Here is a 23,527-nt window from a genome sequence, read left to right as displayed (position 1 = left end):
ACAAATATCTAAAAGGGGATTGTGAGCGAGTTAATTGATAACAGCCCACATTGTTGTGAGCTGTATTATCAACATCATCTAAGAGACGTTATTGAAGCTTGAGCGTGAAGTGCCCCGTTTTGTGCTTCGTTGATCAGAAAACAGCTCCGCAATAACCTGACGATTTAATTCGCCTTTCAAATGGCCGTGCTCATCGATGACGGGCAGTGAATATTCACACGACGTGACTTCAGTCAGCACTTGCTCAATGGCTAAATGTGGAGAGATGATAGGCACCTCTTCATAGATATCATCACGCCAATCTGATATATGAGTTAACTTCGCTGCGTTTAGCAATCCTTGCTGTGTTATCACGCCTTGATAGCCTGCATTGGTCTCATGGTAGGCATAATCACGTTTAACACGTTTCATTTCACTCAGTGCATCTTCAATGGTTTCAGCGCGAACACAGTACGAAGGTGGCTGCATCAGCGTTTCGACCGTCAGTGCTCGCGCTCTATTGACGTCTTTTACAAAGGCTTCAACGTACTCATCGGCAGGATGCAGTAAAATTTCGTCTGGTGAACCTTGTTGGACAAGTTCACCGTCTTTAAGAATCGCGATGCGATCGCCAAGTCGAAGCGCTTCATCTAAATCATGAGTAATGAAAATAATGGTTTTGTGCAGCTTCTGTTGCAGCTCTACCAGCTGATCTTGCATTTCGCTCCGAATCAGAGGGTCCAATGCCGAGAAAGCCTCGTCCATCAACAGTATTTCGGCGTCGGTAGCCAGTGCCCGTGCAAGGCCCACACGCTGTTGCTGTCCACCCGATAGTTGAGCAGGATACTGGTGCTCATAACCCGTCAGTCCAACGGTTTCTAACCATTCATTTGCTTTTTCTAAGCGCGCCTCTTTATTCATTCCCTGAACTTCCAAACCATATGCGATGTTGTCGATAACAGTGCGATGAGGCAGCAAGCCAAAGCGCTGGAACACCATAGACATCTTGTGACGGCGAAACTGTTCAAGCTCTTTGTTCGAAAGTTGTATGACATCCACCCCTTCTACCAAAATCTGCCCCATGGTTGGATCGATTAATCGGTTGAAGTGGCGAATCATGGTGGATTTTCCAGAACCGGATAATCCCATAATGACAAAAATTTCACCCTTTTGAATTTGCAGGTTGATGTCTTTTAGTCCGACCGTGTGGCCCGTTTCCGCTAAAACCTGCTCTTTACTATGTCCCAACTTAACGCGCTCAATCACGCTATTGGGTTTGGGGCCGAAGATTTTATACAGACCGCTGATTTCGATAAGTGGACTAGTCATGTTTTGAGTCTCCTAAATGAGCTTGAGTGCGTTTCGCATACGCTTGTGAAGCACGATCAAAAAGGATTGCTAGGGCGACAATTGCTAAACCATTGAGAAGACCAAGAGTGAAATATTGATTGGTAATAGACTTTAGAACAGGCTGACCTAAACCTTTTACCCCAATCATTGATGCGATGACCACCATTGACAGTGCCATCATGATCGTTTGGTTAATTCCCGCCATGATGGTTGGCATTGCAAGCGGAAGCTGAACCCCAAAAAGCCGTTGCCGAGTGCTGGCACCAAATGCGGTTGCGGCTTCCAATACTTCTTTATCAACTAGACGAATGCCCAAATTGGTTAAACGAATAACCGGTGGAATCGCGTAGATCACTACTGCGATAAGGCCAGGAATTTTCCCAATGCCCAATAACATCACAACTGGAATGAGATACACAAATGCCGGCATGGTCTGCATGACGTCGAGTAATGGTGTTACCACCGACTGAATGCGATTAGAGCGCGCCATAGCGATGCCGATAGGGATACCAAGTGCGATGGCAAGCATAGTACATACAGTGATGATACTGAGCGTACGCATAGTGTCTTCCCACATTCCAAAATAGCCAATCAGAATCAGCGAACCAAAACATGCAGCGGCCAGTTTCCAAGAGCGGCTGGCGGCATAAACGAGAGTGGTGCAGACACCTAAAATAATGAACCAAGGTGTAGAAATCAGAAGTTTTTCAAACCAGACAAGAAACGAAAGGAGCGGATCAAACAGAGACTCAATGAGTTCACCATACTCGCGAGAGAAATCTCTGTAGGCGCCGTCGAGTGTTTTGCGAATCGCCCTGAGATCAGAGGCATCCATTTCCGGGAATTCGCTGAGCCAATTTGAGTCAGACATATGTACTTCCTTTTTCTGATATACCTAAGCGCTTTCAAGAAACTTAATTTGGCAAGAAGAGTAGGGCACCTAGGCCAAGTAATGGTCGTTCGACAGGTTCTGTATCGAACGTATTACCCTTTAAGCTCAGACCAATGTTGTCAAACTTCTCTTTTTCGTTCCTTAGGTATACATCCTTTTAAATAAAACAATCATTAGTGTTCAAACTAATGATTTGCTTGGATTATAGTTTTTCTTCTTCAATAAAATGAACACATTAGCGTGTATTTGTATGAAAAATCTGCGCAAACTAACGTTTTTATTATCCGGTTAATTAGAATTGATCTTTTTGTTCGTTTGTCATCAAAATTCCTAAATTATTAGATGTCTAATTAATGCTGATGTATTACGTATTTGTCGTGTTGATTTTTGCAAACTTAGTTTATTGGCATATGCTAAAAATGTTATTGGCATATGCCAGTTTAAGGCGTAATTTGACTCTGTGTTTTTGAGGGACAATGATGGCAAGACCAAAGATAGAAAGACGAATATGCGGACGTGCGGCTCACCATTGCTTTAAGCCCAATGGCATTCCATTTAATCAGTTGGAGCAAGTCGCCATATTACCAGAAGAGTTAGAAGCGCTACGTTTAGCCGACTTAGAGGGGCTTAGCCAGCAGCAAGCTGCGGAGCAGATGGGCGTTTCCAGACAAACTTTTGGTAACACAGTAAAAAGTGCAAGATTGAAAGTCGCAAAAAGTTTAGTTGAAGGTCATGCATTAGTTTTTCCGAATGAGGAGTCAAACTTATGATTTATGCTATTCCTAATGATGGTGAGCGGGTGGCAAACCACTTTGTAAAAGCACCATACATTGCTATTTATTCTGATACTGACGGTATGCTAAAAAACTTAGCGAACATTGCTTCTATGCCACAAGCTGGTTGTAATGCGAAGTCTCAGTTGATTCAGTCTCTACAAGGGTACAATGTGGATGCTGTTCTTGTGCGAAATATCGGTGAACGTGCATTGGCAAAGCTACTTAGCAGTGGCACGCCAGTATTTAGGCTGTCTACTCGTAGTTCATTGGAAGATGTGCTTGCGGTTCCAAGAGAGCCTTTGATTGAGCCCTCTCAAGGACGCCCATCAAACAATCATAAGAAAAGTGTTCACAAACAAAAAGGCGGCTGCGGCTCCTGTGGTTGTGGTGGCCAAAAATCAAAACCCTCCTTGTTGGCAAGACCTAAAGCGCTACTCAAAGCAACATCTAGCCCTGCTATACTTAAGCTAGAGTCGATGGCTAATAAGGCAGGTTAATATGGTTTGGTTATTTACCTTTCTTGGTTTTCTCGCAATCATTTTGTTGATGTCACTTGGCGTCATTTTTCATAACAAGCGTATTCAAGGAAGTTGCGGCGGTTTAAACAACGTCGGTGTTGATAAAGTATGCAACTGCGAAACCTCATGCGCAGAACCTGAAAGGCGTTTATATCAAATCTCAGAGCCTAACTCATCACCTGAGCGCTAAGGCTTTTGGCCCATTGCGGCAAGGTTTGCCGAAACCAGTCCAAATACTTGCTGGTCTGCGGATTCTCTCTGGAGACCAGTATGTTGACTACCTCGACAACGATCCACGCTTTTGCTAGTCCGATATCGCGCGCCAATTCTGTTGTTTCACCTTTCTCTGAGCACTTTATATACTTGTCTGCTACGTTCAAGTAATCATCAAATGTGCCCATGCCCTCGATGAGCGGCGCTAAATCTATCGCGACATGCCCTGTAGAAAAACGCTCCCAGTCGAACGGCACCAGCTCGCCATTTCTACGCTGTCCCCAGTTTCCAGCATTCGAGTCTCCGGAGATCAAGTTCTGTCCATCAAAAAGGTGCGCCGATCGTTTTTGTAGCTGGTGGAAGAACTGTTCTGTCTCTGAGCCCAGTTTAAGTGTAGTGAGTGCTTGTTGAGTCGCTTGTGGTGTCCACTGGTGGCGGTGATAAACACCATCTGATGTTGGTGGAAGTCGGTGCAGTTTGACGAGTTGTTCAATGACTCGATCATCTTCAAGTAAGAATGCTTGCTCGACTGCGTGGGGAACGTATTCAATGTACAGAACGTTTTTCTGGTCGTCGAGTTGAATCAAGCGCGGTACGTGTATTCCAAGCGCGTTAAACTGCTCGGCATAGCGTTGATAAAACGCCACTTCTATTTGAGTAGGGTTACGTTTTTCTATTACTTGGACGCCATCTTTTTCGATGAGAAAAACTTTGGCACTGCCCATTTGGTTGAGTTCTTGTTGCGACACCGGACTTCCTGTCTTCATGTAGAGAGAGCTCACCTTAATCGCTGCACTCACGTTTGCCAATAGCCACGACAAAGTGCCTCAAAAATATTAAATGCAACTGTTTAAATATGATTTTGCTGTGAGTGTCTAAATTTTACACAGTCTCGTCTGTACTCCGATAAATTCGTTCTACGCTTACTATTCGTCTTAATAAAGGAGAACCAAAATGGCTGTAATGAAGCAGGATATTCCAAATCGTGTAACGGTTTACCATGACAATATCGACCAAGAACAAGAGCTGAAAAATGCGATGCTGCCAGAGAAACCGCGCTACTTTAACGGTGCTCCGACTTACAAAGCGAACAGCATCGAAGAGTTTGAAAGCAAAATCAGTCAGATAGGTTTTTCTCTCGATAAATAGTTTTTCTTTTACCTAAAAGCGCCCTCAAAATGAGGGCGCTTTTTTGTTTATGTGATTGATTTGAATCGTAGGGAATTAACCTTGTTGTGCACTGCCTTGGCAGACCTGTTTTTGCACTGCTGGTGGCGCGGGCTCGTAATGGCTTAAGGTCATACTAAAGCTGCCTTCACCACCAGTGATGGAGCGTAATCGACGAGCGTAATCTTGCAGCTCGTTTACTGGTGACTTGGCTCTGAGTAAGGTGAAGCTGTTATCTATTGGCTCGGTACCTTCGATCAAGCCTCGGTTTCCAGATAAATCTCCAGAAACATCGCCAACGTTCGCGGTTGGGATGTGCAGTTCCATCTGGACAATGGGTTCTAGCACAATAGGATCGGCGTTGTTAATCGCATCTAAAAAGGCTTTCTTACCTGCGATGACAAACGCTATTTCTTTCGAATCGACGGAGTGATATTTACCGTCATAAACGGTGACTTCCACATCCTTAATTGGGTTGCCAGAAATCGCGCCTTCCTCTAACGCTTGCAAAATACCTTTTTCAACAGCAGGAATGAGCGCGGTTGGAATAGCGCCACCCACCACTTTGTTGATGAACTTAAATCCAGCGCCACGTTCGAGTGGACGAACCTTCAATTGCACTTCACCAAACTGGCCTGCACCGCCACTTTGTTTTTTGTGTCGATAATGCCCTTCGGCAGGTTTGGTGATGGTTTCAAAGTATTCGACGCTTGGTTGGCAGGTTTCGACGTCCAGTTTGTACACGTTCGCCATCTTTTCTAATGCGACTTTGAGGTGAAACTCCCCTTGGCCGCTGATGATGGTTTCGTTGGTGCGAGCGCGATGTTCGATGCGCAGCGAAGGGTCTTCACTGGCAATTTTATTCAGCACATCTCCTAATTTTTGCTCATCTCCACGCTTAAGAGGCTTCAAGCACAAAGAATACATGGAGTCAGGAAGGTCCAACGTTTTGAGTTGAACACCATCTTCTTCGTGAGAGTCATGAACGATTGAATCGAATTCGAGATCATCCACTTTGGCTAAAACGCAGAAGTCGCCCGCAAGCGCACGAGGGATCTCGGTTCTATCTTTGCCCTGCAGTTGATATAAGTGCCCAACTTTAAATGCCTTGTTGCTTTCGCCAATATAAAGCTGGCTGCCCGCATTGATTTCACCCTGATACACACGTAAGTAGGCAAGTTTTCCCATGTATGGGTCGACGCTGACTTTGTACACGTGTGCGACGGTGTGCTCTAAGGTTTCGCAATTTACTTTGATTTTTTTGCCGTTCTTTTCCAGTAGAGGAGGATTACCCTCGTTTGGCATGGGCATGATCTCCGCCAAGGTGCGCAGCAGCAACTCGACGCCCGCGCCGGTTTGTGCTGAGGCAAAACAGACCGGAATCACATGTCCAGTTCTCAGTGCTTCTTCAAACGGATCATGCAGTTGCTCCGCGGTGAGTTCGGAGCCTTGTTCCAGATACAGTTCCATCAGTTCTTCATCGACTTCGATAACTTGGTCAATTAAGGTCTCATGAGCTTCATCTACCGTTGCAAGTAAGGTTTCTCGTCCCAATTCTGGTTCGAAATAGCAGTCAACTACAGATTCCCCGTCAGCCGAAGGTAAGTTGATCGGCAAGCAGTGGTCCCCAAAATGCTCAACGATGTTCTCCATCAATCTTTCTAACTGATTACCGTGGTTATCGAGCTTATTGATGATGATCATCTGACATTTTTGCTGCTCTTTAGCAAAGGTGAATAAGCGATCGGAAGTTTGGTTTAGTGGTGTTTGAGGGTCGATGACAAGGGCGGATGTTTCAACGGCAGGAAAAACGCTGATAGTACGGCCAAGTAACTCGTTTTGTCCCGGAGTGTCGATGATATTGAGCCGGTGTTTATTCCAGCGCAGTGCGACTGGCGTTGCTTCAATACTGTGTTGATATTGGATGGATTGAGGGTCGAAGTCGGTAACGGTATCGCCTTTTTCTACGCTGCCTAAATGGTGCGTGGCATCGCAGGTGAAGAGCAGTTTTTCTATCAGCGTGGTTTTACCGGTCCCGGTTTGGCCGACAAAAGCGATATTGCGTATTTTGTTGATAGGCATAGAGCCTCCTTGCAAGATGGCATGAAAAACCTACGAATTGCTAGGAAGTGGGTTGCTATAGAAACCCACGCACTGCATTGGAGTAGGGCGGGATTACCGCCTATTCGTCTTCCATGTCATTTTCCGGATGACTCGATGCATAAGACCACCTTCTTGGACTACTGTAATCTTAGCATGCCGTAATAACCGTATAATTTATGTGACTTATTTCATGATGGGGCTGATTGTTTTTTAATCGAGTTCATAAACTCAGAGGTTCTGACTTTTCGATCAAAACCTCGGGATTATTTAGGCTATTTGGAAAGAACGATTTCGCCGTCGCGATAAACTAAGCTCGGCGTTACATCTTGTCCGAGCAACACCGGGCCATCAAGATCGACAACGCTTGCCTGAGCAGCAATAGGTAACGCAGCACGCATCGCCAGCGACGTCCCCAACATACAACCGGACATGAGGCTAAAACCGAGTTTTTTTGCATCGTCGGCCAGCAATAATGCTTCACTGAGCCCGCCTGTTTTATCTAGCTTAATGTTCACCATTTCATATTTTCCAACCAGTTGATGCAATTGCTCTCTGGTGTGACAACTTTCATCGGCGCAAAGTGGAATGGGGTGCGGAATGCTGGTGAGTACGTCGTCGCAGTCTTGTGGCAACGGTTGCTCGATCATGGTGATATTAAACGGTTCGAGTTGAGCAAATACCGTAGCGAGGTCGAGGTTTTGCCACGCTTCATTCGCATCTAAAACAATTTGCGCGTGCGGCGCGGCGTCGCGTACTGCGGCAACGCGCTCAATCACGTTTTCACCATCCAGTTTTACCTTAAGCAGTTTTGCGCCTTGACTAAGGTAAGCTTGCGCCTGTTTGGCCATCGCTTGCGGCGTGTCGATAGAAACCGTCATCGCCGTCACAATCGCCTCGGGTAACGTAAAGAGGTCGTTAACCTGCTGCTTGTGGCTCAAAAGCGCGTGAAGATGCCAAAGGGCGCAATCCAATGCATTTCTTGCCGCCCCCGCGGGCAATAACGATTGAAGCTGGCTTTTGAGAACCATGACATCAGCTTCGCCTTTGGCATACAAACTTTGCAGTTCATGTGCGGCGTGAGAAATCGCCTTAATCACCGATTCAACCGATTCACCATAACGAGGGTATGGCGTGCATTCACCTTGGGCGGTCATGCCTCGATGTTCAATTGTCACTCGGACTACGTGGCACTCTGTCCGACTGCCGCGAGAGATGCGAAATGGTGTCGCCATGGCAATCGTGACAGGTTCTACATGAATTTTCATCTCACTAGTTTTCCCTAAACCGCAGTTATTTTCTAAACCGTAAATGTTTCTTAAATCGTAAGGAGCCTATCTGCAACCGCATCAACGCCAAAACGTACAGGGTCGGTGACGGGCACTTGGTATTTGTCGCTCCAATCCTGGCATAACTGGGCAGCATCTTCTTCGCTGAGCGCCGAAGTGTTTAAGCAAATACCCACTAATTGAGCGTTTGGATTTGTTAGGCGAGCAGCGGCCAGATTCGCTTCTATCGTTTGTTCAATGGTTGGCAAGCTCGCATGTGGTAAGTTGCGGATGTGCGGGCGACCAATCTCATGGCACAGTATCAGAGCGTCAGCTTGTGCGCCGTGAAGTAAGCCCAAACTTACGCCAGCAAACGAAGGGTTAAATAACGAACCTTGCCCTTCGATGATGTCCCAATCGTGATCGGTGAACTCAGGGCTGATCGTTTCTACTGCGCCGGAGATAAAATCGGCAACTACGGCATCAATTGAAATGCCACTGCCTGCGATGAGAATTCCAGTTTGACCCGTTGCTTTGAACTCTGCGCGACAGTTTTTACGCTTTAATGTGTGCTCAATGGCGAGGGCAGAGTACATTTTGCCAACGGAGCAATCTGTTCCTACAGTAAGTACTCGCTTGCCTGCGCGAGCTTTGCCATTGCCGACCTTGAGCGGGGCATCATAATGGCGAACATCATACAGTTTGGTTAATCCGCGTTGTTCTAGATCGGCAAGAGGAGAAAGTTCCGCCAAACGTTGGTGCATGCCCGATGCAATTTCAAATCCCATCTCTGCCGCTTCAAGTAAGGTTGCTTGCCAAGCTTCGGGAATGACGCCTCCTGGATTTGCCGTGCCGAGCACCAGCGTTTTTGCTCCTTGCTGCTGCGCTTGTTGTAGTGTCATGTCGGTTAAACCAAGCGATACGGTTTCTGGCGTCAGGCGGATTTGGCCAAGACAAATCTCAGGTCGCCATTGGTATATGCCACGCGCGGTTTTTGCTGCGAGTGGATCGGTTACATCGCCAAGAAAGAGTAGGTAAGGTTGAGCAATTTGCATGATGGTTCCCTTCGTCATCGTTATTGCTCATTAATGTAGCCAGACTGATTTAGGAAACCGAATGCTTATTTGTTAGGCAGGTATAACTTCAGGTTATACCTTTAACCCATCTGTTGTTTTAGGGCGGTGATAAATTGCTTTGTCGCAATGGATTGAGGTGTGTGCTCTGCGAATAAAATAGAGACGGAGAAGGACATATTTGGCTCCAAAGCATGCACGGAAACGGCATTATCTTGGCGATATTGTTTTGCAGTCCAAGGGTCTACAATCGCGAATCCTGCTTCGTTTTTCACCAGTTCAGCCGCCGCGGAGTAGCTGCGGACGGTAATGGCATGTTGATAATGCTCGTCACGCGCTGACAAGGTTTGATGTAACAGCAAGCCCAGAGGGTCTCGGCTATCTAAACCGATAATGGGTAAATCGTGACTGATGAGTTCTTCTAAAGTGACGGTTTTTTCTGTGGGTATCGCTGCGCTTTTAGGGGCAATTAGCGCCAAGTTTTCTTTTAATAACATGTGTCCCATGATCGCTGGTGGCGTTTCTTCACCGAACGCAATGGCGACATCCAGTTCATGTTTCAGTAAACCTGAGCACAGCTCATCGCGATTAGCCGTTGAGAGCTCAAAGGAGATGCCGTGCTCTTTCGACAGCAACGCGACAGTCGGCGCTAACAAGTGTGCGGCCAAAACAGGCGGAGCACCAACTCGTAAATGTTGAGTTCCCTGTTTGACTTTGTTGGTCAGAGAGCGAAATTGTCCGAGTTGTTGATAGACTTTTTCAGCCTCTGGCAATAAGGCTTTGGCTTCTTGAGTTGGAACGAGACGGCCCTTTACACGCTCAAATAAAGCGAAGCTCAGTTGTTGTTCTGTATGGGCGAGAACTCGAGTGACATTAGGTTGGGAAACGTGCAGTAAGCGAGCCGCGCCTGACACCGTTCCTGCTTGCATAATGGCGTAAAAGACTTCTAATTGCCTTAAGTTCACTGCGATTTCCCTCTGCTTATGTTGGTCACCTCAGAATACCCAACCTTGCTGATAAGCGATAGAGGCAAAAGTGCTAGCGTAAAAAATAGGAAGACGATGTTGGTTGCCTTCCTATCTCGCTTTTTCAATTTCTCAACTTCTCAATTTCTATGCTTCACTTTGCTGCTGCATGAAGGGGCAGGTCGTTAAACGGCTCGACGTCTCGGCTGAGTAATCCCATCAAAATCACTGCTAACACCATGACAGCGGCTGCGATTGCAAAACCGTATTGTGTTAGTTCGTAATGACTCAATATTGCAATCAGGACGTAACTGAGAGATTGAATGGTGGTGGCAAACATGCTGATGCCGCCATCGACGCGACCTCGTTGATGAACCGCTACGGTGTGATGCATCCAGTTGACTCTCGCAATGCGATTTAGCGCGTTAAATACGCCAAACAGCGCCGTAAACAACAAGATGATCAGCGGGCTCATCGCAAAACTCATCCCGATAAGCGCAAAAGAGACCATAACCATCGAAGCGAACATAATGTGGCTATGGGAGGCACGGCTTAGCACTTTGGTGACAATAAAGCCGGTTAGCAACGAGCCGAGGCCAAAACTGATGTTGAACCCTGCAAACCAATCGCCAGAGATGCCTTGTTCAGAAAACCAAATCGGCACCAGTTTGCTCAAATACGTCAATGCAGGATAAGAGAGGCAAGAGAGCAGAATAAAGCCATAAAATCGAGGTTCGAGACGGAATATTTGTTTGCTCTCTTTGAGTTGCGCGATGAAAGCAACGGATTTTGATGCCCTTAATTGTTGGGTATAAGGCGTCAGAATATAGAACATCGCTGCTAACGCAGAGGCGCTGGCCGCAAACAAAGCAAACTCTTTCATACCCCACATTTCAAGCAAAACAATACCCAACGCGCCAGCTCCGAGGGTCGTGGATTGCATTACAATTTCTTGCTGACCCGAAATTTTCGCATACTCATGGTGCTGATAATTTTCTTGGGTGAAGGCATTGTTGGTCGTCCATGCAAAATTACTCGAAACCCAATACACCAATTGCGCAAAAGCCAGCAACCAGTGTGACTCAAACCCTAACCAATAAGCAATGAACACCACCAAAGCCATACCCGATTGAATCCATTGATTGAGCACGAGTAGTACTTTGCGTGAATGTCGGTCAATTAAAGTGGAAAAGAAAGGCGTTGCTAGAAAAGAAATCGCGGTGCAGCTCAGAGAAACTAAAGCGACGAAAGTGCCCATGTTAGGTTCGGAAAGCATGACCCATGGCAGTGCCATCATGAATAAGCCAGAGGAAATGCTGTCGAAGAAGCGGCCAGCTAAGTACGGCTGAGTTTTATTTTTCATTATGTTTGCCTCTAACTCCCGATGTATTTCAAAAGGTTGATGTCCAACTGTCTTGTGTTTAACAACCAAGTCGTTCGCGCTGAACACATTATCTTGAGATCGCCGGGGTTTAGCGTTAATTAAGATGGTGCAACTTTAAAACCTCAAGTAAACTTGAGGTAAAGCATTTTTTTAACAAAATTGATACACAGGGAGTCAAGGATGGAAATCAGCGTAGGAGAAGTGGCAAAACGTTCTGGAGTGAAAGTATCTGCCCTACATTTTTACGAGCAAAAAGGATTGATTTCGAGTTGGAGAAATCAAGGTAATCAGCGTCGCTACCATCGCAGTGTGTTGCGCCGTGTTGCGGTGATCAAAGCAGCGCAGCAAGTTGGGTTGTCGTTAGAAGAAATTAAACATGCGTTAGATGAACTGCCGAAACACCAAGCCCCTAACAAAGCGCAATGGGAAGAAATGGCAAGCCATTGGCATGAACAGTTAGAACAAAAGATTCAAAAACTTAAAGCGTTGCAAAACGATTTAGGCGGATGCATTGGCTGCGGGTGCTTGTCGTTAGAAACCTGCGCACTGCGAAACCCAGAAGATGTATTAGGGAAAGACCACTCGGGGTCGAACTTAACGTTAGAAGAAGAGTAGCGATTATCTCTATTCTTTGTCGAAACTGTCGACTACGATCGCGCCCATCGAAGCAGGCATTGTGATGACGATAACGCGCTTTATCGCAACCAAAGGCTCATTCATGAGTGGCAGCTTATCAAGACAGAAAAGAACTAACGCTACCACAACGGCCGCAATGAGGTACGCGATAACCACACGAAAAATAAAGATGGATACGCGATTCTTGATGTGGCTTTGAAACACGCTTTGATACGCGAAAAAACTGAGGAAAATGACAGAAAGACTTAACAGCATGAGCAAGTTTGCCATTGGTAGGCTCTCACCCAATCGCCACGCTTCCTCCGAAAATGAGATCGGGACTGCTAGGGCAAAAGCGCCAACCAATACTTGGCTAGCGTCTTCTAGATTAAAGTGGCTGCTCATGCTGTTTATTCCATTATTCGCTTGCTAGATGTAAGAGCTTTTCAAAACGCTCATTACCGTGCAGCAATTCGAGGTCTCGTTCTTCGGCAAGTAAATCACGAATGGATGGGCTGTATTCAATTGCGCGTTCCAAGTCTTCAATAGCTTGCTCTTCGATACCAAGGCGAGAGTATGCACACGCGCGTTGATACAGTGCAGGGCCGTTGGTGTAATCGACTTCAAGTACGCGGTTACAAATGCTAAGTGCCCAATGGTATTCGTTGATTTCCATCGCTGCGTCGGCTTTGTAAGTCAATGCTTCTAAATCACCTGGACGAATTAATAATATTTCATCATAGATTTCAATACGTTGCTCTGGAGTTTGAGAGCTTTGTGCACGTAGCCATAAGTTATGGATCTCGTTGATTTTCTCAATCTCTTTGTTGTTTTCACTGATAATGCGAGTTTTGCGTTTTAAATCTCGCTCAAGGGCGACAAACTTTTTCTCGTATTCTTGGGCGATCTTCTCCAATCGTTTATCAGCCATCTCTTTGGTGTTGTGTTTAAACTCACGCAGAGATTGCCATCCGACAAAGGCAATCAGCGATGCGACACCAGCAATGATGTAGAAGAAGTATGTAACGGTCACGTTGGCATAGTTCAACGATTTATCTGCGACCGTTAGCTCGCGATCGGTGATCTCTGTGATCATTCGCTTTTCTAGGCTTTGATAGTCCTGACGCAGCGCTTTTAGTTCATCTAAAATATAGCGTTCCATTAATGGCCTATCTAACAGATCCGATTCTGAATACTTTTCCTCCGATGCCATTGTTGGCAAGGCAAGTATCAGCGAGAAAAAAATACCAATAAATAAGCGCATATAACGTCCTTTCACGAGAAGAGTACAGATAGACCATGCAACAATAGCAAATAGCACAAACGTTTAGCAAAGTTATTACAAAAGAAATAACAGTCGTCTACGTAGAAGTCATATTCTTGTTGTTTTTCAGTTTGTTCCTGGTGGTTATTTGTTGTGATATCTTTTATCCTCCTTGCGAATTTATGATTAATGGAGTGAGCATGGACGCGCGAGCTAAGGATTACTTAGAACAATTCCTAGAATTATTATCACCAGAACAAAGGGAAGCTGTACCATCAGTCAGTGCTGACTATTATTGTGCCGACGAATACAACGCGAATGTATGCGCAGATTTGGTTCGTATTGGACAGAAAACTGCATCGTGCAGTTTGGAGCTTTGGTATCGAGAACATGGTGAAACCATGCCCCAAGTCGGTCATTTACAAGTAGTGACGAATTGGGATGGGGACCCGGTTTGCGTGATACGAATTACTGACGTAAGTACATGCAAATATGAGGATGTAACCGCAGAGTTTGCCTTCGCAGAAGGCGAAGGTGATAGAACCTTAAACTGGTGGCGTGATGCTCATACTGCATTTTTTAAAGCTGAATGCGATGAGTTGAACATCGATTGGCATGAGAAACGTACGCTGGTTTTAGAGCGTTTTGAAGTGGTGTATCCCGTCAATTAATCTCTTATAGCAGCACTGATTTGAAGTGCTGCTTTCTTTATCGAGAGACCATTTTTAGCGCTTTCGAGCGGTCACACTAAACATGTGCCAATGTTTTTGGCTTCCGACTACAGTGGTCCCGTCTTCATCTCTTTCATGCAATGAAATGAGGTCGTAACCTTCGAATAAGCTTTCCACTTCCTTTTTTGTTAATGCGGTAATGTTTGGATGCATTTCGGAGGTAACCCAGGAGTCTTTCACTCCCAAGAAATCGCCGCAGAAGATACCGCCCGGTTGTAATGCGCTGTCTATTTTTGTCCAGACTTGTTTGAAGCCTGTGTCAGGGCAAAAGAACAAACTGGCATTTGCGATAACCAAGCTGCACTGAGGGTAATTAAATTCAGTAAAACAGCACTGCGAAACTGAAAATCGCTTATTACCTTCAAAGCGTGTTAAACAAGTTTTTACTGCATCTTCATTGCTATCACATGCGTGAACCTTAAATCCCTGTTCGAGGAGAAAGTGGCTGTCTCGACCTATTCCGCAGCCAATATCGAGAGCGACTTTGCCTTCTATCTTAAGTCGGTTTACGGCATTCTCCACGTTTGGGCGGTGAGGTTGGCTTAAAATTTTCTGATAGTATTCATTCCATTGCGCTGGCATTGAACTTCCTTATGTTGGTTGTGCCCCCTGCCCAAAACTAGCGTCCATTTTGTTTTGCTTGACTGGGGAGGTTTGCAGTATTGGCAGCTGTTATAGCTGATCTTCAATCGGTAATATTCCGGAGAACCAAGCGCCCATTTTTCGCCATACTCCTGCTTCTGGTTCGGAGTCGTATTCTTCGCCTGTTTTTACGTCGATCCAGACAATGTCCCCGTCGCGCAGAGTTAAGGCGTAGGCGTTACTCGACAGTTGATTCGGCAGTTGTTCTAGAAACATTTGCACATATTCTGGCTGTTCTATAACAACGGCCATTTCGGTATTCAAAGCTGCCGAACGTGGGTCCCAGTTCATTGAACCAACGAAAAGTGTTTTGTTATCAATCGTCATTGCTTTAGCGTGTAAACTTGCTCTGCTACTCCCCGTGAGGCTCCACTTACTTTTGAGTTTCGCGCTCGCTTTTACTTCCCAAAGCTTGATTCCAGCTTCGAGTAGATCTTTTCGATATTTTGCGTACCAACCATGCACGGCAAACACATCGTTAGACGCGAGGCTATTGGTCACAATCGTGATATCAACGCCTCGCTTGGCCGCGTTACTTAATGCTTGAGTACCTGCTTCAGTTGGAACGAAATAGGGAGAAATGAGCACAAATGAATCCTCAACACTTTTAACCAGTTCCGACAAATTATCAATAAGTTGGCTCTCTCGGGTCGCGACTTTATCGGGCAGATCAAACCATACTTTCGCTTCTCCCCAGTAGAGCTTGAGTTTGCCTTGTTTTAGATCTTGGTACATATCCAGTTGAGTGAAGTCATAGCGGCCGGTTGAAAACTTTTCCTCTAACCGGAGTTTATTGACCTGCTTTTGAATCGCTTGGTCGGTAATTTGCTGTGAATTCGGTGTAATCCATTCCATTGGTATCGAATAGGCGCTATTCCAGTAGAGGTCGAACTGATCGGCAGTTTGTTGTACCGCCTCACCATAGAGCAGAAGATCAAAATCACCAAACTCAACTTGCGATTCAAAAGAGAAGTATTCATTGCCGATATTTCTACCTCCGACAATGGCGGAAACACTGTCTGCAATCAGAGACTTATTGTGCATACGACGATTAAGACGTTCAAAATCGCTAGCAAGAGCGAACCAACGGGAGTCGCGATACTGATGCGGGTTAAATAAGCGGATTTCTATATTAGGATGTGCATTGAGGGCAGCCATCACATCGTCGTTTCGCTTTTGCATATCGTCAAGCAACAGCCTTACTCGAACACCACGCTTTGCCGCTTCATACAAGCGCCACGTTATTAGCTGACTCGTTTCGTCACCGCGGTAAATATAGTATTGAAGATCAAGGCTTTTCTGGGCGGACTCGATCAAAGAGGTTCGAGCAAGAAGGGCATCGTGTCCCTGATTTAACGGTGCAAAGCCAGTTATGGACTTGGGGTCTCTCCCGTAAGCTTCAAAGTACTGCGCAAGAACAGAATCCTTTTGATAACCGAGCTGAAAGCTGGTGGACTTTTCACTGGCGTCATTCAACGATACGGATGAGCATGCCGATAAAATAGTGAGCAGCGAGGGGAAGAGCAACTTGGCGAGCGTTTGTAACAAAGCACATTTCCTTGTCTTACAGAGTGTTACCTACTCCAAATTATAGACTTAAGCTGACGCCACATGCACCCAGAACCGTTTGATAACGAGCGATTAATCAATGAATTGCCATAGAGCCTGCACTAAGTTCAACTTTTAGAGCGCAGATAATCATTTATTTTAATTATCATTATGGCCGTATTGGTCATAATCACTAATATCTGGTGATTATGACCAATAGCACACTGGATAAAATAATGGTTTTTATATAACCATATGATTTTTAATAAATAAATGCTTGGCATGTCATTTGCTGTTTAGAATACAAGTTAAGTCAGAGCAACTTGCGCAGTTGGTTAATTTTTTGTTAATTTTATTAACTTTGAATTGGCAATAACTATCTAGTTCGCTGCTTAAAAGACTAGGCAAGCGCCGCTTTGATGTTTATTCAAATTCAATTCTCTCACCACCATGCTTACCGGGAGCAATGGACTGAATAAAAGTGTGGTGTTGAAAACAACAATAAAAAAGGATTTTCGATGTTAGCAAAACCCATATTACGTTGGCTTTTACCCTTCGCCGTCGTTGGAGGCTCTTATGCAGGATATGCTGCAATTGCCGCAACTGCGCCGGAAAAAGAGTCAACCAAAGATGCAATTACAGAACCTACTGTTCAGGCTTCTTCTCTTTTTCCTACCGATCACAAAGTGGTGATTACTAGTCACGGTGAATTAGTCCCTTTTGAAAAAACACACCTTTCCGCGCAAGTTAGTGGTGAAGTTACAAGTTGGCACCCGAATTTTGTGACGGGTGGCATCGTAAAACGAGGAGAGGTTCTTTTCACAATTGAAAGTGACAACTATGAAGCGTCGGTTTTACAAGCTGAAGCCGATTTAGCTAGTGCACGCGCAAACTTGATTGAGGAACAAGCGAAAGCCGAAGTGGCAAAACGTCAGGCAAAGAGACTGAGCGATAAGCAAGTGACGGATCTGTATTTACGCAAGCCTCACGTTTTGAGCGCACAAGCCCAAGTGAAGTCGGCTCAAGCGGCACTCAAACGAGCAAAAAGAGAGTTAGAAAATTGCAAAGTCGTTGCACCTTACGATGCGCTGGTTGTTGAGCGTGATATTGGTGTTGGTCAATTTGTTACATCTGGTTCTCGAGTTGCCACGTTAAACAACATCGAAGTGGCAGAGGTGCACGTACCCATTGCCGGTTTTGATAGTGCATTTTTACCCGAATCCATTGGTGAACTCACTGCGACAGTGACGCAGCAAGGTGTGTTTTCTACCACTAGAGAAGGTCGAGTAGTTCGTGATTTAGGCATGATTGATAGTGCTACCCGAATGATTAACATGGTCATTCAAATCGCGGACCCATACGGTGTCGATAACCAGCAGCCTCCAATTAAATTCGGCTCCTACGTTGAAGTGAGCTTCACTGGTAAGGAACTTAAGCATATCTATCGCTTACCACAGGAATTAGTTAAAAACCGTACCGTGTGGGTGGTGAATGGCGATAATCAACTTCAACCCAGAACTGTCACGGTTTTGAGAGCAGAAGGTGAGTTTTTGCTGGTGGGCGAAGGTTTAGAGCAAAGTGATAAGTTGGTACTGACCTTGCCCGAGTACCCTCAAAAAGGCATGGCGGTACAAATCGCAAAAAAGAGTGACGACTCCGAAACCGTCGTACAGTAAGTAGGAGTTTGTCATGGAAGATACTAAACAAAAGGGCCTGATTGCCTATTTTGCGAATAACCCCGTCGCTGCCAACCTTTTGATGGTGTTCATCATTATCATGGGTGTGGTGAGTTTTCTCTTTATTCAAAGGCAGATGTTTCCGAATATTGAGGTGAACTACATTGATGTTCGTGCGACTTATCCTGGCGCTTCTCCTCAAGAGATAGAAGAGAGTATTCTCGTTAAGATCGAGGAATCGATTAAAGACGTCACCGGGATTAAAAAAGCAGTCTCAACGGCCTCTAGAGGTAGCGCGTATGTTTCCATCGAGGTAGACGTTAATGCCGATATCAAGCGTGTCTTAGATGATGTAAACCAACGTATTGATACCTTGTCTAACTTACCAGCGGGTATGGAACCAATCAATGTCTACCAAGTTGAATGGCGCCAAGATGTAATCGAAATGGGGTTAGTTGGGGACCGACCGCTCGAGGAGCTTAAACCGATTGCTAAGCAAATCGAAGATGAATTACTTCAGTTAGAAAACGTCATGCTGGTGTATCTGAGTGCGCCAGAAGAAGAAATAGCGATTGAAGTTGACCCACTTGTTCTTCGTAAATACGACCTGACGTTGAGCGATATCAGCAGCGCGATCAGCCGTTACTCAGCCAACTTTTCTGCGGGCGAAGTAAAAACAAACTCAGGGATGATTGCAGTAAGGATTGAAAACCAATACTACCGTGGTGATGAGTTTAGAAATATTCCTGTAAAGCTTGGCGCAAATGGTGCGAAGGTTTTACTGCAAGATATCGCCACGATCAAAGATGGCTTTACGGAAGAAGAGCGCTATTTTGAATACTCAGGGCAAAATGCGATCTACATGTCTGTTGAAGCCACTCGTGATCAGAACATTATCCCTGTTGCACAGTCCGTTCGTAATTATATTGAAGCAAAAAACAAGACATTGCCGCAGGATGTTAAGCTCAAAGTCTTAGTTGATACGACTTATTATTTAAATGGGCGTCTCGACATGATGTTGAAAAACTTGCTGCAAGGCGCTGCATTAGTCGCGATTATGCTGACCATTTTCCTACGTTTCCGCTTGGCTATGTGGGTAATGATTGGGCTACCTGTCTGTTTCCTCGGTGCTGTAATGATGATGCCAGCTTTGGGTATTACAGTGAACATCGTCTCGCTGTTTGCTTTCATCATGGTGCTCGGAATTGTGGTGGATGACGCCATCGTCATGGGAGAAAGTGCGTACAGTGAAATCGAAGAAAAGGGCGGCGGTGTCGAGAACGTGGTACGCGGTGTCAAACGTGTTGCTACGCCAGCGACATTTGGTGTTCTGACAACGATTGCTGTATTCGCACCATTCTTGCTTTCGAGTGGTATTGATAGCGCTTTCTTTTACGGCATTGCTGGTGTCGTGATTCTGTGTTTGATCTTCAGTTTGATTGAATCGAAGCTGATCCTTCCTGCACACCTTGCGCATACTCATTTTAAGCCAGTTAAACCAGGTGGTTGGCGTGACCGATTTAACCAACGTTTTTTTGGTTTTGTAAATGGTCCATATCGGAACTTTGTAACAACATGCACCCATTGGCGCTGGACAGTGTTTGCGGTGTTCTGTGGTTTACTGCTGATCAGCGCGGCTTTGATCAACGCGAATTATGTTCGGGTGATCCCTAACCCTAAAGTGCCGACCGACTATCCTGCGATCACTATTGAAATGAATGATACCGTTTCAAGTGAGCAGACAATCAGTGCACTCAAGACTATTGAACGTGTCATGCAAAAGATCGAATCTGAGACCATTGCAGAACATGGTCAAGGAATGATTCGTGATGTGCTGTCGTACAACAGAAGCCGCACCGAAGGTCGTGTATTAGTACCTCTGGTTGATGAAGAGTTACGCCCGTTCAATACATTTGAACTGGCTCGACGTTGGCGTGAAGCTATGCCTGTTATTCCAGGTATGAAGAGCATCAAAATCCGCGAGCAGAGTGCGGGTGGTGGTGACAGAGATGAGTTTGGCTACTTGTTGTTTGGTTCTAACATCAATGAGCTCAACGAGGCTGGGCGTTACTTGATAGAGCGTTTACAGCTGGAAGAAGGGTTATATGATATTTCATCTTCTATTGATTCTGGAAGCAAAGAAGTACTCCTGTCTCTTGCGCCTGTAGCGTACGATCTCGGTCTGGATCTCACCATGATCGCAGAGCAAGTTGGTGGCAGCTTTTATGGTGGCGAAGCACAGCGCATTATTCGTGATGGTGAAGAAATTAAAGTTATGGTGCGTTACCCGCAACTGACGCGTGAAGCATTCTCATCATTGCGTTACGCCGTGATTACAACACCAGCAGGTAAGAAGGTCATGCTAGGTGATGTGGTGAAGATCAACGAGCAGCCGGGCGTGAGTAGCATTCGACGTGAAGGCGGGTATCAAACCGTTTATGTCTATGGTTCGATAGACGAAGAATTGGTTGAACCTCAAGAAATCGTGAAGGTCATTGACGACAATATCTTACCGGATATGAAGCAAGCGTTCTCGAGTGTGAAAACAGAATTGGGTGGTGATATTGAAGAGCAGGCTGCGCAGCGTAATGAACAGATTTTGTTCTTTATTGCAGGTATGATCATCGTCTACATCTTGTTAGCTGTACCGTTAAAAAGTTATACCCAACCTTTGATTGTAATGTCCGTCATTCCGTTTAGTCTGACGGGGGCGATTTGGGGCCATTTCTGGCTAGGTTTAGACATCAGTATGATGTCGACATTTGGTTTGATCGCCGCTGCTGGCGTGGTTATCAACGACTCTCTGGTTATGACAGATTACGTAAACCAAGTGAGAGAAAGGGGTATGAACATCAAACAAGCGGTTGTTGAGGCGGGTTGTGCTCGTTTTCGAGCTATCACGCTCACCTCAATAACGACGTTTGCGGGTGTATTGCCGATAATGTTTGAAACGAGTTTGCAGGCGCGTTTTGTCATACCGATGGCTGTCGCTTTGGGCTTTGCGGTGTTGTACGCAACGGTTCTGACTTTAGTGTTGGTGCCTTGTTTGTATTTAATGCTTGAAGATATTAAAAATATTTTCAGATCGATTAAGAGGTTTATCCATCGTTTGATTAATCGTTTCAGAAAGTCGCCAGTGACGTCGAGCGTTGAAGCAAGCGTATCGAGTTAACAAGCTTGGTATTAACGATTAGGAGCAGCCTTCGGGCTGCTTTTTTGTTTCCGCATTTTGATTCAAAGCGATTTTTTAGTGGGCAGTTACGTAATTATCTGATGAGAAAACTGCCTGACAAAGTATTTCTAATGTGTATGTTTCTAATGTTTTAAATTCGTATGGTTAATTTGACGCTTGGTTAGCGAAATTTACCAGACGAAGATAACGTTGAATATGAGGGCTTGTTTAAGTTGTTGAAAAATAAAAAAATAAAAGTTGGCATCGTATGTGCAATATATAAATCGTATGTGCAATATATAAATTGTAATTAAAATTAACTGCTAATCCTCAAGGAGCTTATTATGAAAAGCGTATTTCTATCTACTCTAAGTCTTATTGCTGTAATGTCATCACCAATCGCTGCTGCTAACACTTTAGACAAAGAGGAGTGGAGCTCAGATTTACGTCAGGACTTTTCTGAAATGAAACATGAAGCTATAGCAGATATTCAGCAAATGAACATGGATGCCATTCACGCACGTGATGAGCGTATCGTGAAAAACATTAAAGATGAGCAAGAACAGTTAGTAAAGGTAACGTGCCACAAAGAGAAAGCAAGCAAGTCATAAACGCCGCTAAAAGAGACTAACAGACGAAAATGAATCCAATACGAGTTCGGTGTTAGTTAGCAGTAAGCACTGACCTTGTTGCTCTACTTGCCAGCCTTTTAAGGCTGGCTTTTTTGTTTCTCATTTCATGGGTAGGGATCAGACCCTCAAGCTCATTATCAATAGTTGGCGTGTTTGATGAGCTATTGCTGGATGGAGCGGATGTAACTTTTAAAAGTGTAGATTTCAGTAAAGTGGAGGTGATGTTAGATATTTAAAATTTAGAAAAGATCCGATCTCCTTTTTGACCTTCATAATACCTTAGTATGTGGCTTACCTTTACTTGAATTAGAACTCATATTGCAGGCTCTCGTTTAAAGGTATTGATGCATATTTGAAGAGTAAGAGATAGACATATGAGTTTTATTAAAATGTGTAAAGATGGTTTTAGAGGAAAGCCGGATTTCTCTGACTTATTACATAATGCGTTCCAGATAGATGACTTAGTGCTGTCATTTGAGTGTCCGAACAACATATATGAAGGACATGTATACCAGGATCTTGTTAATTTAGAACAGTTCGATGTTGAATCAAAAATAGAGAGGCATGAAAGGTTTGTAAAGTTAGCTACGGTATATTTTTTGTTTCAGAAGAAAATATTAAACCCTTTGCTTCCTATTAACAAACAAGGTGGATTATATATTAGGCTACGGGTTAAATCTACTGGAGAAGATATTGATAATATTAGTCAATTGTCCTCATTTTTAGAGAGAGAATATTATGATTTTTATCATGCCCCGGAGCAAAGTGAAGGCTCTATGAGGGGGTATCATACAGACTTGATGAAAGAATTGACTAAGCGTGCGAATAAACAATGGGGAGAAATTCCAGAAAGTGAAGACCGAAAAAGAGAAAAAGAAGAATATTTAATTAGAGGTTTCTTAAGTGGTTATCCACCAATAAAGTGTGAGATAGTTGAAGTTGGAAAAAACAAATACTCAAAATACTCAGAAGGTAATCTTAAGTATAAGAGTGAATTACGAAGAGTATACAATTTACCCATAAAAAATGAATTCTACCTGAGCATCGAGTTTTGGTATAAGTACGAATCGATGTTTGCTAAGCAGAAGTTTTTAGATTGGGTGAGAAGTGCTGATGAAACTTTTGAAAAAAAAGTATTGGAATTACTGGACTTGTCTCCGGTAATCGAATCGTATACGACTGGAAAAACAGAGAGATTGAGCAAAGAAACTAACGCAGATTAAGCCCATTTCAGTGGGAAGAAAAAAGCCCGCGAAGAATGCTTTCACGGGCGAAAAAAGGGCACCAAATTGGGTGTCTATTCATTTTGGAGGTGGTCGAACGTCCATATAAAACTGACAATAGGCTTGGTGAGAGGCTTACCACCAGCGCGACCAACGAGGCTAAAGTTAACATTGTTGTAATGATTGTTAAAATGTTAATTCTTCAATCAATGTTTTCATTATCGTGAGTTTAAATTGTGAATGTGTTGCCTACGTGTATTTTTACTCTGTGAAATTCCGTTTTTGACAATAAGACATATTATAAATCTTGTGTTGGTTATTTGATTTGGTTATATAAAA

At 44.5% G+C, this 23,527-nt stretch carries 22 protein-coding genes; 10 read left to right on the top strand and 12 right to left on the bottom strand.

The window, feature by feature from the left end:
• Positions 1–78: 78 nt before the first annotated feature.
• Positions 79–1,308 (bottom strand): glycine betaine/L-proline ABC transporter ATP-binding protein, encoded by a 1,230-nt coding sequence (locus R7P64_RS08950; RefSeq protein ID WP_318118870.1) that lies wholly within the window; start codon positions 1,306–1,308, stop codon positions 79–81.
• Positions 1,301–2,200 (bottom strand): ABC transporter permease, encoded by a 900-nt coding sequence (locus tag R7P64_RS08945; protein WP_064354518.1) that lies wholly within the window; start codon positions 2,198–2,200, stop codon positions 1,301–1,303. The genes R7P64_RS08950 and R7P64_RS08945 overlap by 8 nt, the downstream gene beginning before the upstream one ends.
• 500 nt (positions 2,201–2,700) lie before the next feature.
• Here R7P64_RS08945 and R7P64_RS08940 point away from each other — a divergent pair, with 500 nt between their 5' ends.
• The 3 genes from R7P64_RS08940 to nqrM are packed head-to-tail and all read left to right on the top strand — an operon-like array spanning position 2,701 to position 3,705.
• Positions 2,701–2,991 (top strand): DUF134 domain-containing protein, encoded by a 291-nt coding sequence (locus R7P64_RS08940; protein ID WP_005373924.1) that lies wholly within the window; start codon positions 2,701–2,703, stop codon positions 2,989–2,991.
• The gene (locus R7P64_RS08935) at positions 2,988–3,494 is read left to right on the top strand and encodes a NifB/NifX family molybdenum-iron cluster-binding protein (protein ID WP_064354519.1); all 507 of its coding nucleotides are present in this window, start codon (positions 2,988–2,990) and stop codon (positions 3,492–3,494) included. The genes R7P64_RS08940 and R7P64_RS08935 overlap by 4 nt, the downstream gene beginning before the upstream one ends.
• 1 nt (position 3,495) lies before the next feature.
• Entirely contained in the window at positions 3,496–3,705 is a 210-nt protein-coding gene (nqrM, locus tag R7P64_RS08930; RefSeq protein ID WP_017635136.1) for a (Na+)-NQR maturation NqrM, read from the top strand.
• Here the strand turns inward: nqrM and R7P64_RS08925 are convergent.
• The gene (locus R7P64_RS08925; RefSeq protein ID WP_318123401.1) at positions 3,683–4,495 is read right to left on the bottom strand and encodes an aminoglycoside phosphotransferase family protein; all 813 of its coding nucleotides are present in this window, start codon (positions 4,493–4,495) and stop codon (positions 3,683–3,685) included. The two genes, nqrM and R7P64_RS08925, sit on opposite strands and share 23 nt — an antisense overlap.
• 187 nt (positions 4,496–4,682) lie before the next feature.
• Between R7P64_RS08925 and R7P64_RS08920 the strand changes: the two genes are divergently transcribed.
• The gene (locus R7P64_RS08920; RefSeq protein ID WP_021484414.1) at positions 4,683–4,877 is read left to right on the top strand and encodes a hypothetical protein; all 195 of its coding nucleotides are present in this window, start codon (positions 4,683–4,685) and stop codon (positions 4,875–4,877) included.
• Positions 4,878–4,952: 75 nt separating this feature from the next.
• Here R7P64_RS08920 and fusA read toward each other — a convergent pair whose 3' ends face one another.
• From fusA to R7P64_RS08895, 5 genes are all read right to left on the bottom strand, one after another.
• On the bottom strand, positions 4,953–6,977 hold the full coding sequence (gene fusA, locus R7P64_RS08915; protein WP_318118874.1) for an elongation factor G: 2,025 nt from the start codon (positions 6,975–6,977) through the stop codon (positions 4,953–4,955).
• A 293-nt stretch (positions 6,978–7,270) separates the two neighbouring features.
• A complete protein-coding gene (gene dgcA / locus R7P64_RS08910) occupies positions 7,271–8,263 on the bottom strand; it encodes an N-acetyl-D-Glu racemase DgcA (RefSeq protein WP_318123399.1) in 993 nt (330 codons plus the stop codon).
• A gap of 50 nt (positions 8,264–8,313) precedes the next feature.
• Positions 8,314–9,318, bottom strand: coding sequence for an N-acetyltransferase DgcN (dgcN, locus tag R7P64_RS08905; RefSeq protein WP_005373907.1), 1,005 nt, complete (start codon positions 9,316–9,318; stop codon positions 8,314–8,316).
• A gap of 101 nt (positions 9,319–9,419) precedes the next feature.
• Positions 9,420–10,301 (bottom strand): LysR family transcriptional regulator, encoded by an 882-nt coding sequence (locus R7P64_RS08900; protein ID WP_005373905.1) that lies wholly within the window; start codon positions 10,299–10,301, stop codon positions 9,420–9,422.
• A gap of 154 nt (positions 10,302–10,455) precedes the next feature.
• On the bottom strand, positions 10,456–11,664 hold the full coding sequence (locus R7P64_RS08895; RefSeq protein ID WP_213903207.1) for an MFS transporter: 1,209 nt from the start codon (positions 11,662–11,664) through the stop codon (positions 10,456–10,458).
• A gap of 201 nt (positions 11,665–11,865) precedes the next feature.
• On the opposite strand from R7P64_RS08895, the gene soxR reads away from it, so the two are divergent.
• Positions 11,866–12,300 carry a redox-sensitive transcriptional activator SoxR gene (gene soxR / locus R7P64_RS08890; protein ID WP_005373898.1) on the top strand — a complete coding sequence of 145 codons (435 nt, stop codon included), beginning with the start codon at positions 11,866–11,868 and terminating at the stop codon, positions 12,298–12,300.
• A 9-nt stretch (positions 12,301–12,309) separates the two neighbouring features.
• Here the strand turns inward: soxR and R7P64_RS08885 are convergent, their stop codons facing one another.
• Positions 12,310–12,705 carry a DUF2391 family protein gene (locus tag R7P64_RS08885; protein WP_005373896.1) on the bottom strand — a complete coding sequence of 132 codons (396 nt, stop codon included), beginning with the start codon at positions 12,703–12,705 and terminating at the stop codon, positions 12,310–12,312.
• Between the two features lie 13 nt (positions 12,706–12,718).
• Complete coding sequence (locus tag R7P64_RS08880; protein ID WP_005373890.1) at positions 12,719–13,564, bottom strand: tetratricopeptide repeat protein; 846 nt, start codon at positions 13,562–13,564, stop codon at positions 12,719–12,721.
• A 200-nt stretch (positions 13,565–13,764) separates the two neighbouring features.
• Between R7P64_RS08880 and R7P64_RS08875 the strand changes: the two genes are divergently transcribed.
• Positions 13,765–14,235 carry an ASCH domain-containing protein gene (locus R7P64_RS08875; RefSeq protein ID WP_005373887.1) on the top strand — a complete coding sequence of 157 codons (471 nt, stop codon included), beginning with the start codon at positions 13,765–13,767 and terminating at the stop codon, positions 14,233–14,235.
• A 54-nt stretch (positions 14,236–14,289) separates the two neighbouring features.
• On the opposite strand, the gene R7P64_RS08870 is transcribed toward R7P64_RS08875, so the two are convergent.
• Positions 14,290–14,877 (bottom strand): class I SAM-dependent methyltransferase, encoded by a 588-nt coding sequence (locus R7P64_RS08870; RefSeq protein WP_213972645.1) that lies wholly within the window; start codon positions 14,875–14,877, stop codon positions 14,290–14,292.
• Between the two features lie 90 nt (positions 14,878–14,967).
• The gene (locus R7P64_RS08865; RefSeq protein ID WP_222712032.1) at positions 14,968–16,485 is read right to left on the bottom strand and encodes a phospholipase D family protein; all 1,518 of its coding nucleotides are present in this window, start codon (positions 16,483–16,485) and stop codon (positions 14,968–14,970) included.
• 518 nt (positions 16,486–17,003) lie between these two features.
• Between R7P64_RS08865 and R7P64_RS08860 the strand changes: the two genes are divergently transcribed.
• From R7P64_RS08860 to R7P64_RS08845, 4 genes are all read left to right on the top strand, one after another.
• Positions 17,004–18,161: an efflux RND transporter periplasmic adaptor subunit gene (locus R7P64_RS08860; RefSeq protein ID WP_005373881.1), complete on the top strand. Its 1,158-nt coding sequence runs from the start codon at positions 17,004–17,006 to the stop codon at positions 18,159–18,161.
• 13 nt (positions 18,162–18,174) lie between these two features.
• Positions 18,175–21,333, top strand: a complete 3,159-nt coding sequence (locus R7P64_RS08855; protein WP_213972647.1) for an efflux RND transporter permease subunit — start codon at positions 18,175–18,177, stop codon at positions 21,331–21,333.
• Positions 21,334–21,677: 344 nt separating this feature from the next.
• On the top strand, positions 21,678–21,944 hold the full coding sequence (locus tag R7P64_RS08850; protein ID WP_005373876.1) for a hypothetical protein: 267 nt from the start codon (positions 21,678–21,680) through the stop codon (positions 21,942–21,944).
• 395 nt (positions 21,945–22,339) lie between these two features.
• Entirely contained in the window at positions 22,340–23,188 is an 849-nt protein-coding gene (locus R7P64_RS08845) for a DNAase (RefSeq protein ID WP_238844270.1), read from the top strand.
• The last annotated feature ends 339 nt before the right edge of the window (positions 23,189–23,527 follow it).

The organism is Vibrio sp. 2304 (assembly GCF_033339475.1).
Classification (GTDB): Bacteria; Pseudomonadota; Gammaproteobacteria; order Enterobacterales; family Vibrionaceae; genus Vibrio; species Vibrio alginolyticus.
The sequence above is the reverse complement of the archived record's forward strand: the minus strand, read 5'-3'. Positions and strand labels throughout refer to the sequence as shown.

What these genes read in the sequence shown, in the direction of transcription:
- soxR (WP_005373898.1), top strand. Translation starts at nt 11,866, where the DNA reads ATGGAAATCAGCGTAGGAGAAGTGGCAAAACGTTCTGGAGTGAAAGTA.
- R7P64_RS08940 (WP_005373924.1), top strand. Translation starts at nt 2,701, where the DNA reads ATGGCAAGACCAAAGATAGAAAGACGAATATGCGGACGTGCGGCTCAC.
- R7P64_RS08875 (WP_005373887.1), top strand. Translation starts at nt 13,765, where the DNA reads ATGGACGCGCGAGCTAAGGATTACTTAGAACAATTCCTAGAATTATTA.
- R7P64_RS08850 (WP_005373876.1), top strand. Translation starts at nt 21,678, where the DNA reads ATGAAAAGCGTATTTCTATCTACTCTAAGTCTTATTGCTGTAATGTCA.
- R7P64_RS08950 (WP_318118870.1), bottom strand. Translation starts at nt 1,308, where the DNA reads ATGACTAGTCCACTTATCGAAATCAGCGGTCTGTATAAAATCTTCGGC.
- dgcA (WP_318123399.1), bottom strand. Translation starts at nt 8,263, where the DNA reads ATGAAAATTCATGTAGAACCTGTCACGATTGCCATGGCGACACCATTT.
- fusA (WP_318118874.1), bottom strand. Translation starts at nt 6,977, where the DNA reads ATGCCTATCAACAAAATACGCAATATCGCTTTTGTCGGCCAAACCGGG.
- R7P64_RS08880 (WP_005373890.1), bottom strand. Translation starts at nt 13,564, where the DNA reads ATGCGCTTATTTATTGGTATTTTTTTCTCGCTGATACTTGCCTTGCCA.
- R7P64_RS08945 (WP_064354518.1), bottom strand. Translation starts at nt 2,200, where the DNA reads ATGTCTGACTCAAATTGGCTCAGCGAATTCCCGGAAATGGATGCCTCT.
- nqrM (WP_017635136.1), top strand. Translation starts at nt 3,496, where the DNA reads ATGGTTTGGTTATTTACCTTTCTTGGTTTTCTCGCAATCATTTTGTTG.
- R7P64_RS08855 (WP_213972647.1), top strand. Translation starts at nt 18,175, where the DNA reads ATGGAAGATACTAAACAAAAGGGCCTGATTGCCTATTTTGCGAATAAC.
- R7P64_RS08935 (WP_064354519.1), top strand. Translation starts at nt 2,988, where the DNA reads ATGATTTATGCTATTCCTAATGATGGTGAGCGGGTGGCAAACCACTTT.
- R7P64_RS08920 (WP_021484414.1), top strand. Translation starts at nt 4,683, where the DNA reads ATGGCTGTAATGAAGCAGGATATTCCAAATCGTGTAACGGTTTACCAT.
- R7P64_RS08870 (WP_213972645.1), bottom strand. Translation starts at nt 14,877, where the DNA reads ATGCCAGCGCAATGGAATGAATACTATCAGAAAATTTTAAGCCAACCT.
- R7P64_RS08885 (WP_005373896.1), bottom strand. Translation starts at nt 12,705, where the DNA reads ATGAGCAGCCACTTTAATCTAGAAGACGCTAGCCAAGTATTGGTTGGC.
- R7P64_RS08925 (WP_318123401.1), bottom strand. Translation starts at nt 4,495, where the DNA reads ATGAAGACAGGAAGTCCGGTGTCGCAACAAGAACTCAACCAAATGGGC.
- dgcN (WP_005373907.1), bottom strand. Translation starts at nt 9,318, where the DNA reads ATGCAAATTGCTCAACCTTACCTACTCTTTCTTGGCGATGTAACCGAT.
- R7P64_RS08845 (WP_238844270.1), top strand. Translation starts at nt 22,340, where the DNA reads ATGAGTTTTATTAAAATGTGTAAAGATGGTTTTAGAGGAAAGCCGGAT.
- R7P64_RS08895 (WP_213903207.1), bottom strand. Translation starts at nt 11,664, where the DNA reads ATGAAAAATAAAACTCAGCCGTACTTAGCTGGCCGCTTCTTCGACAGC.
- R7P64_RS08860 (WP_005373881.1), top strand. Translation starts at nt 17,004, where the DNA reads ATGTTAGCAAAACCCATATTACGTTGGCTTTTACCCTTCGCCGTCGTT.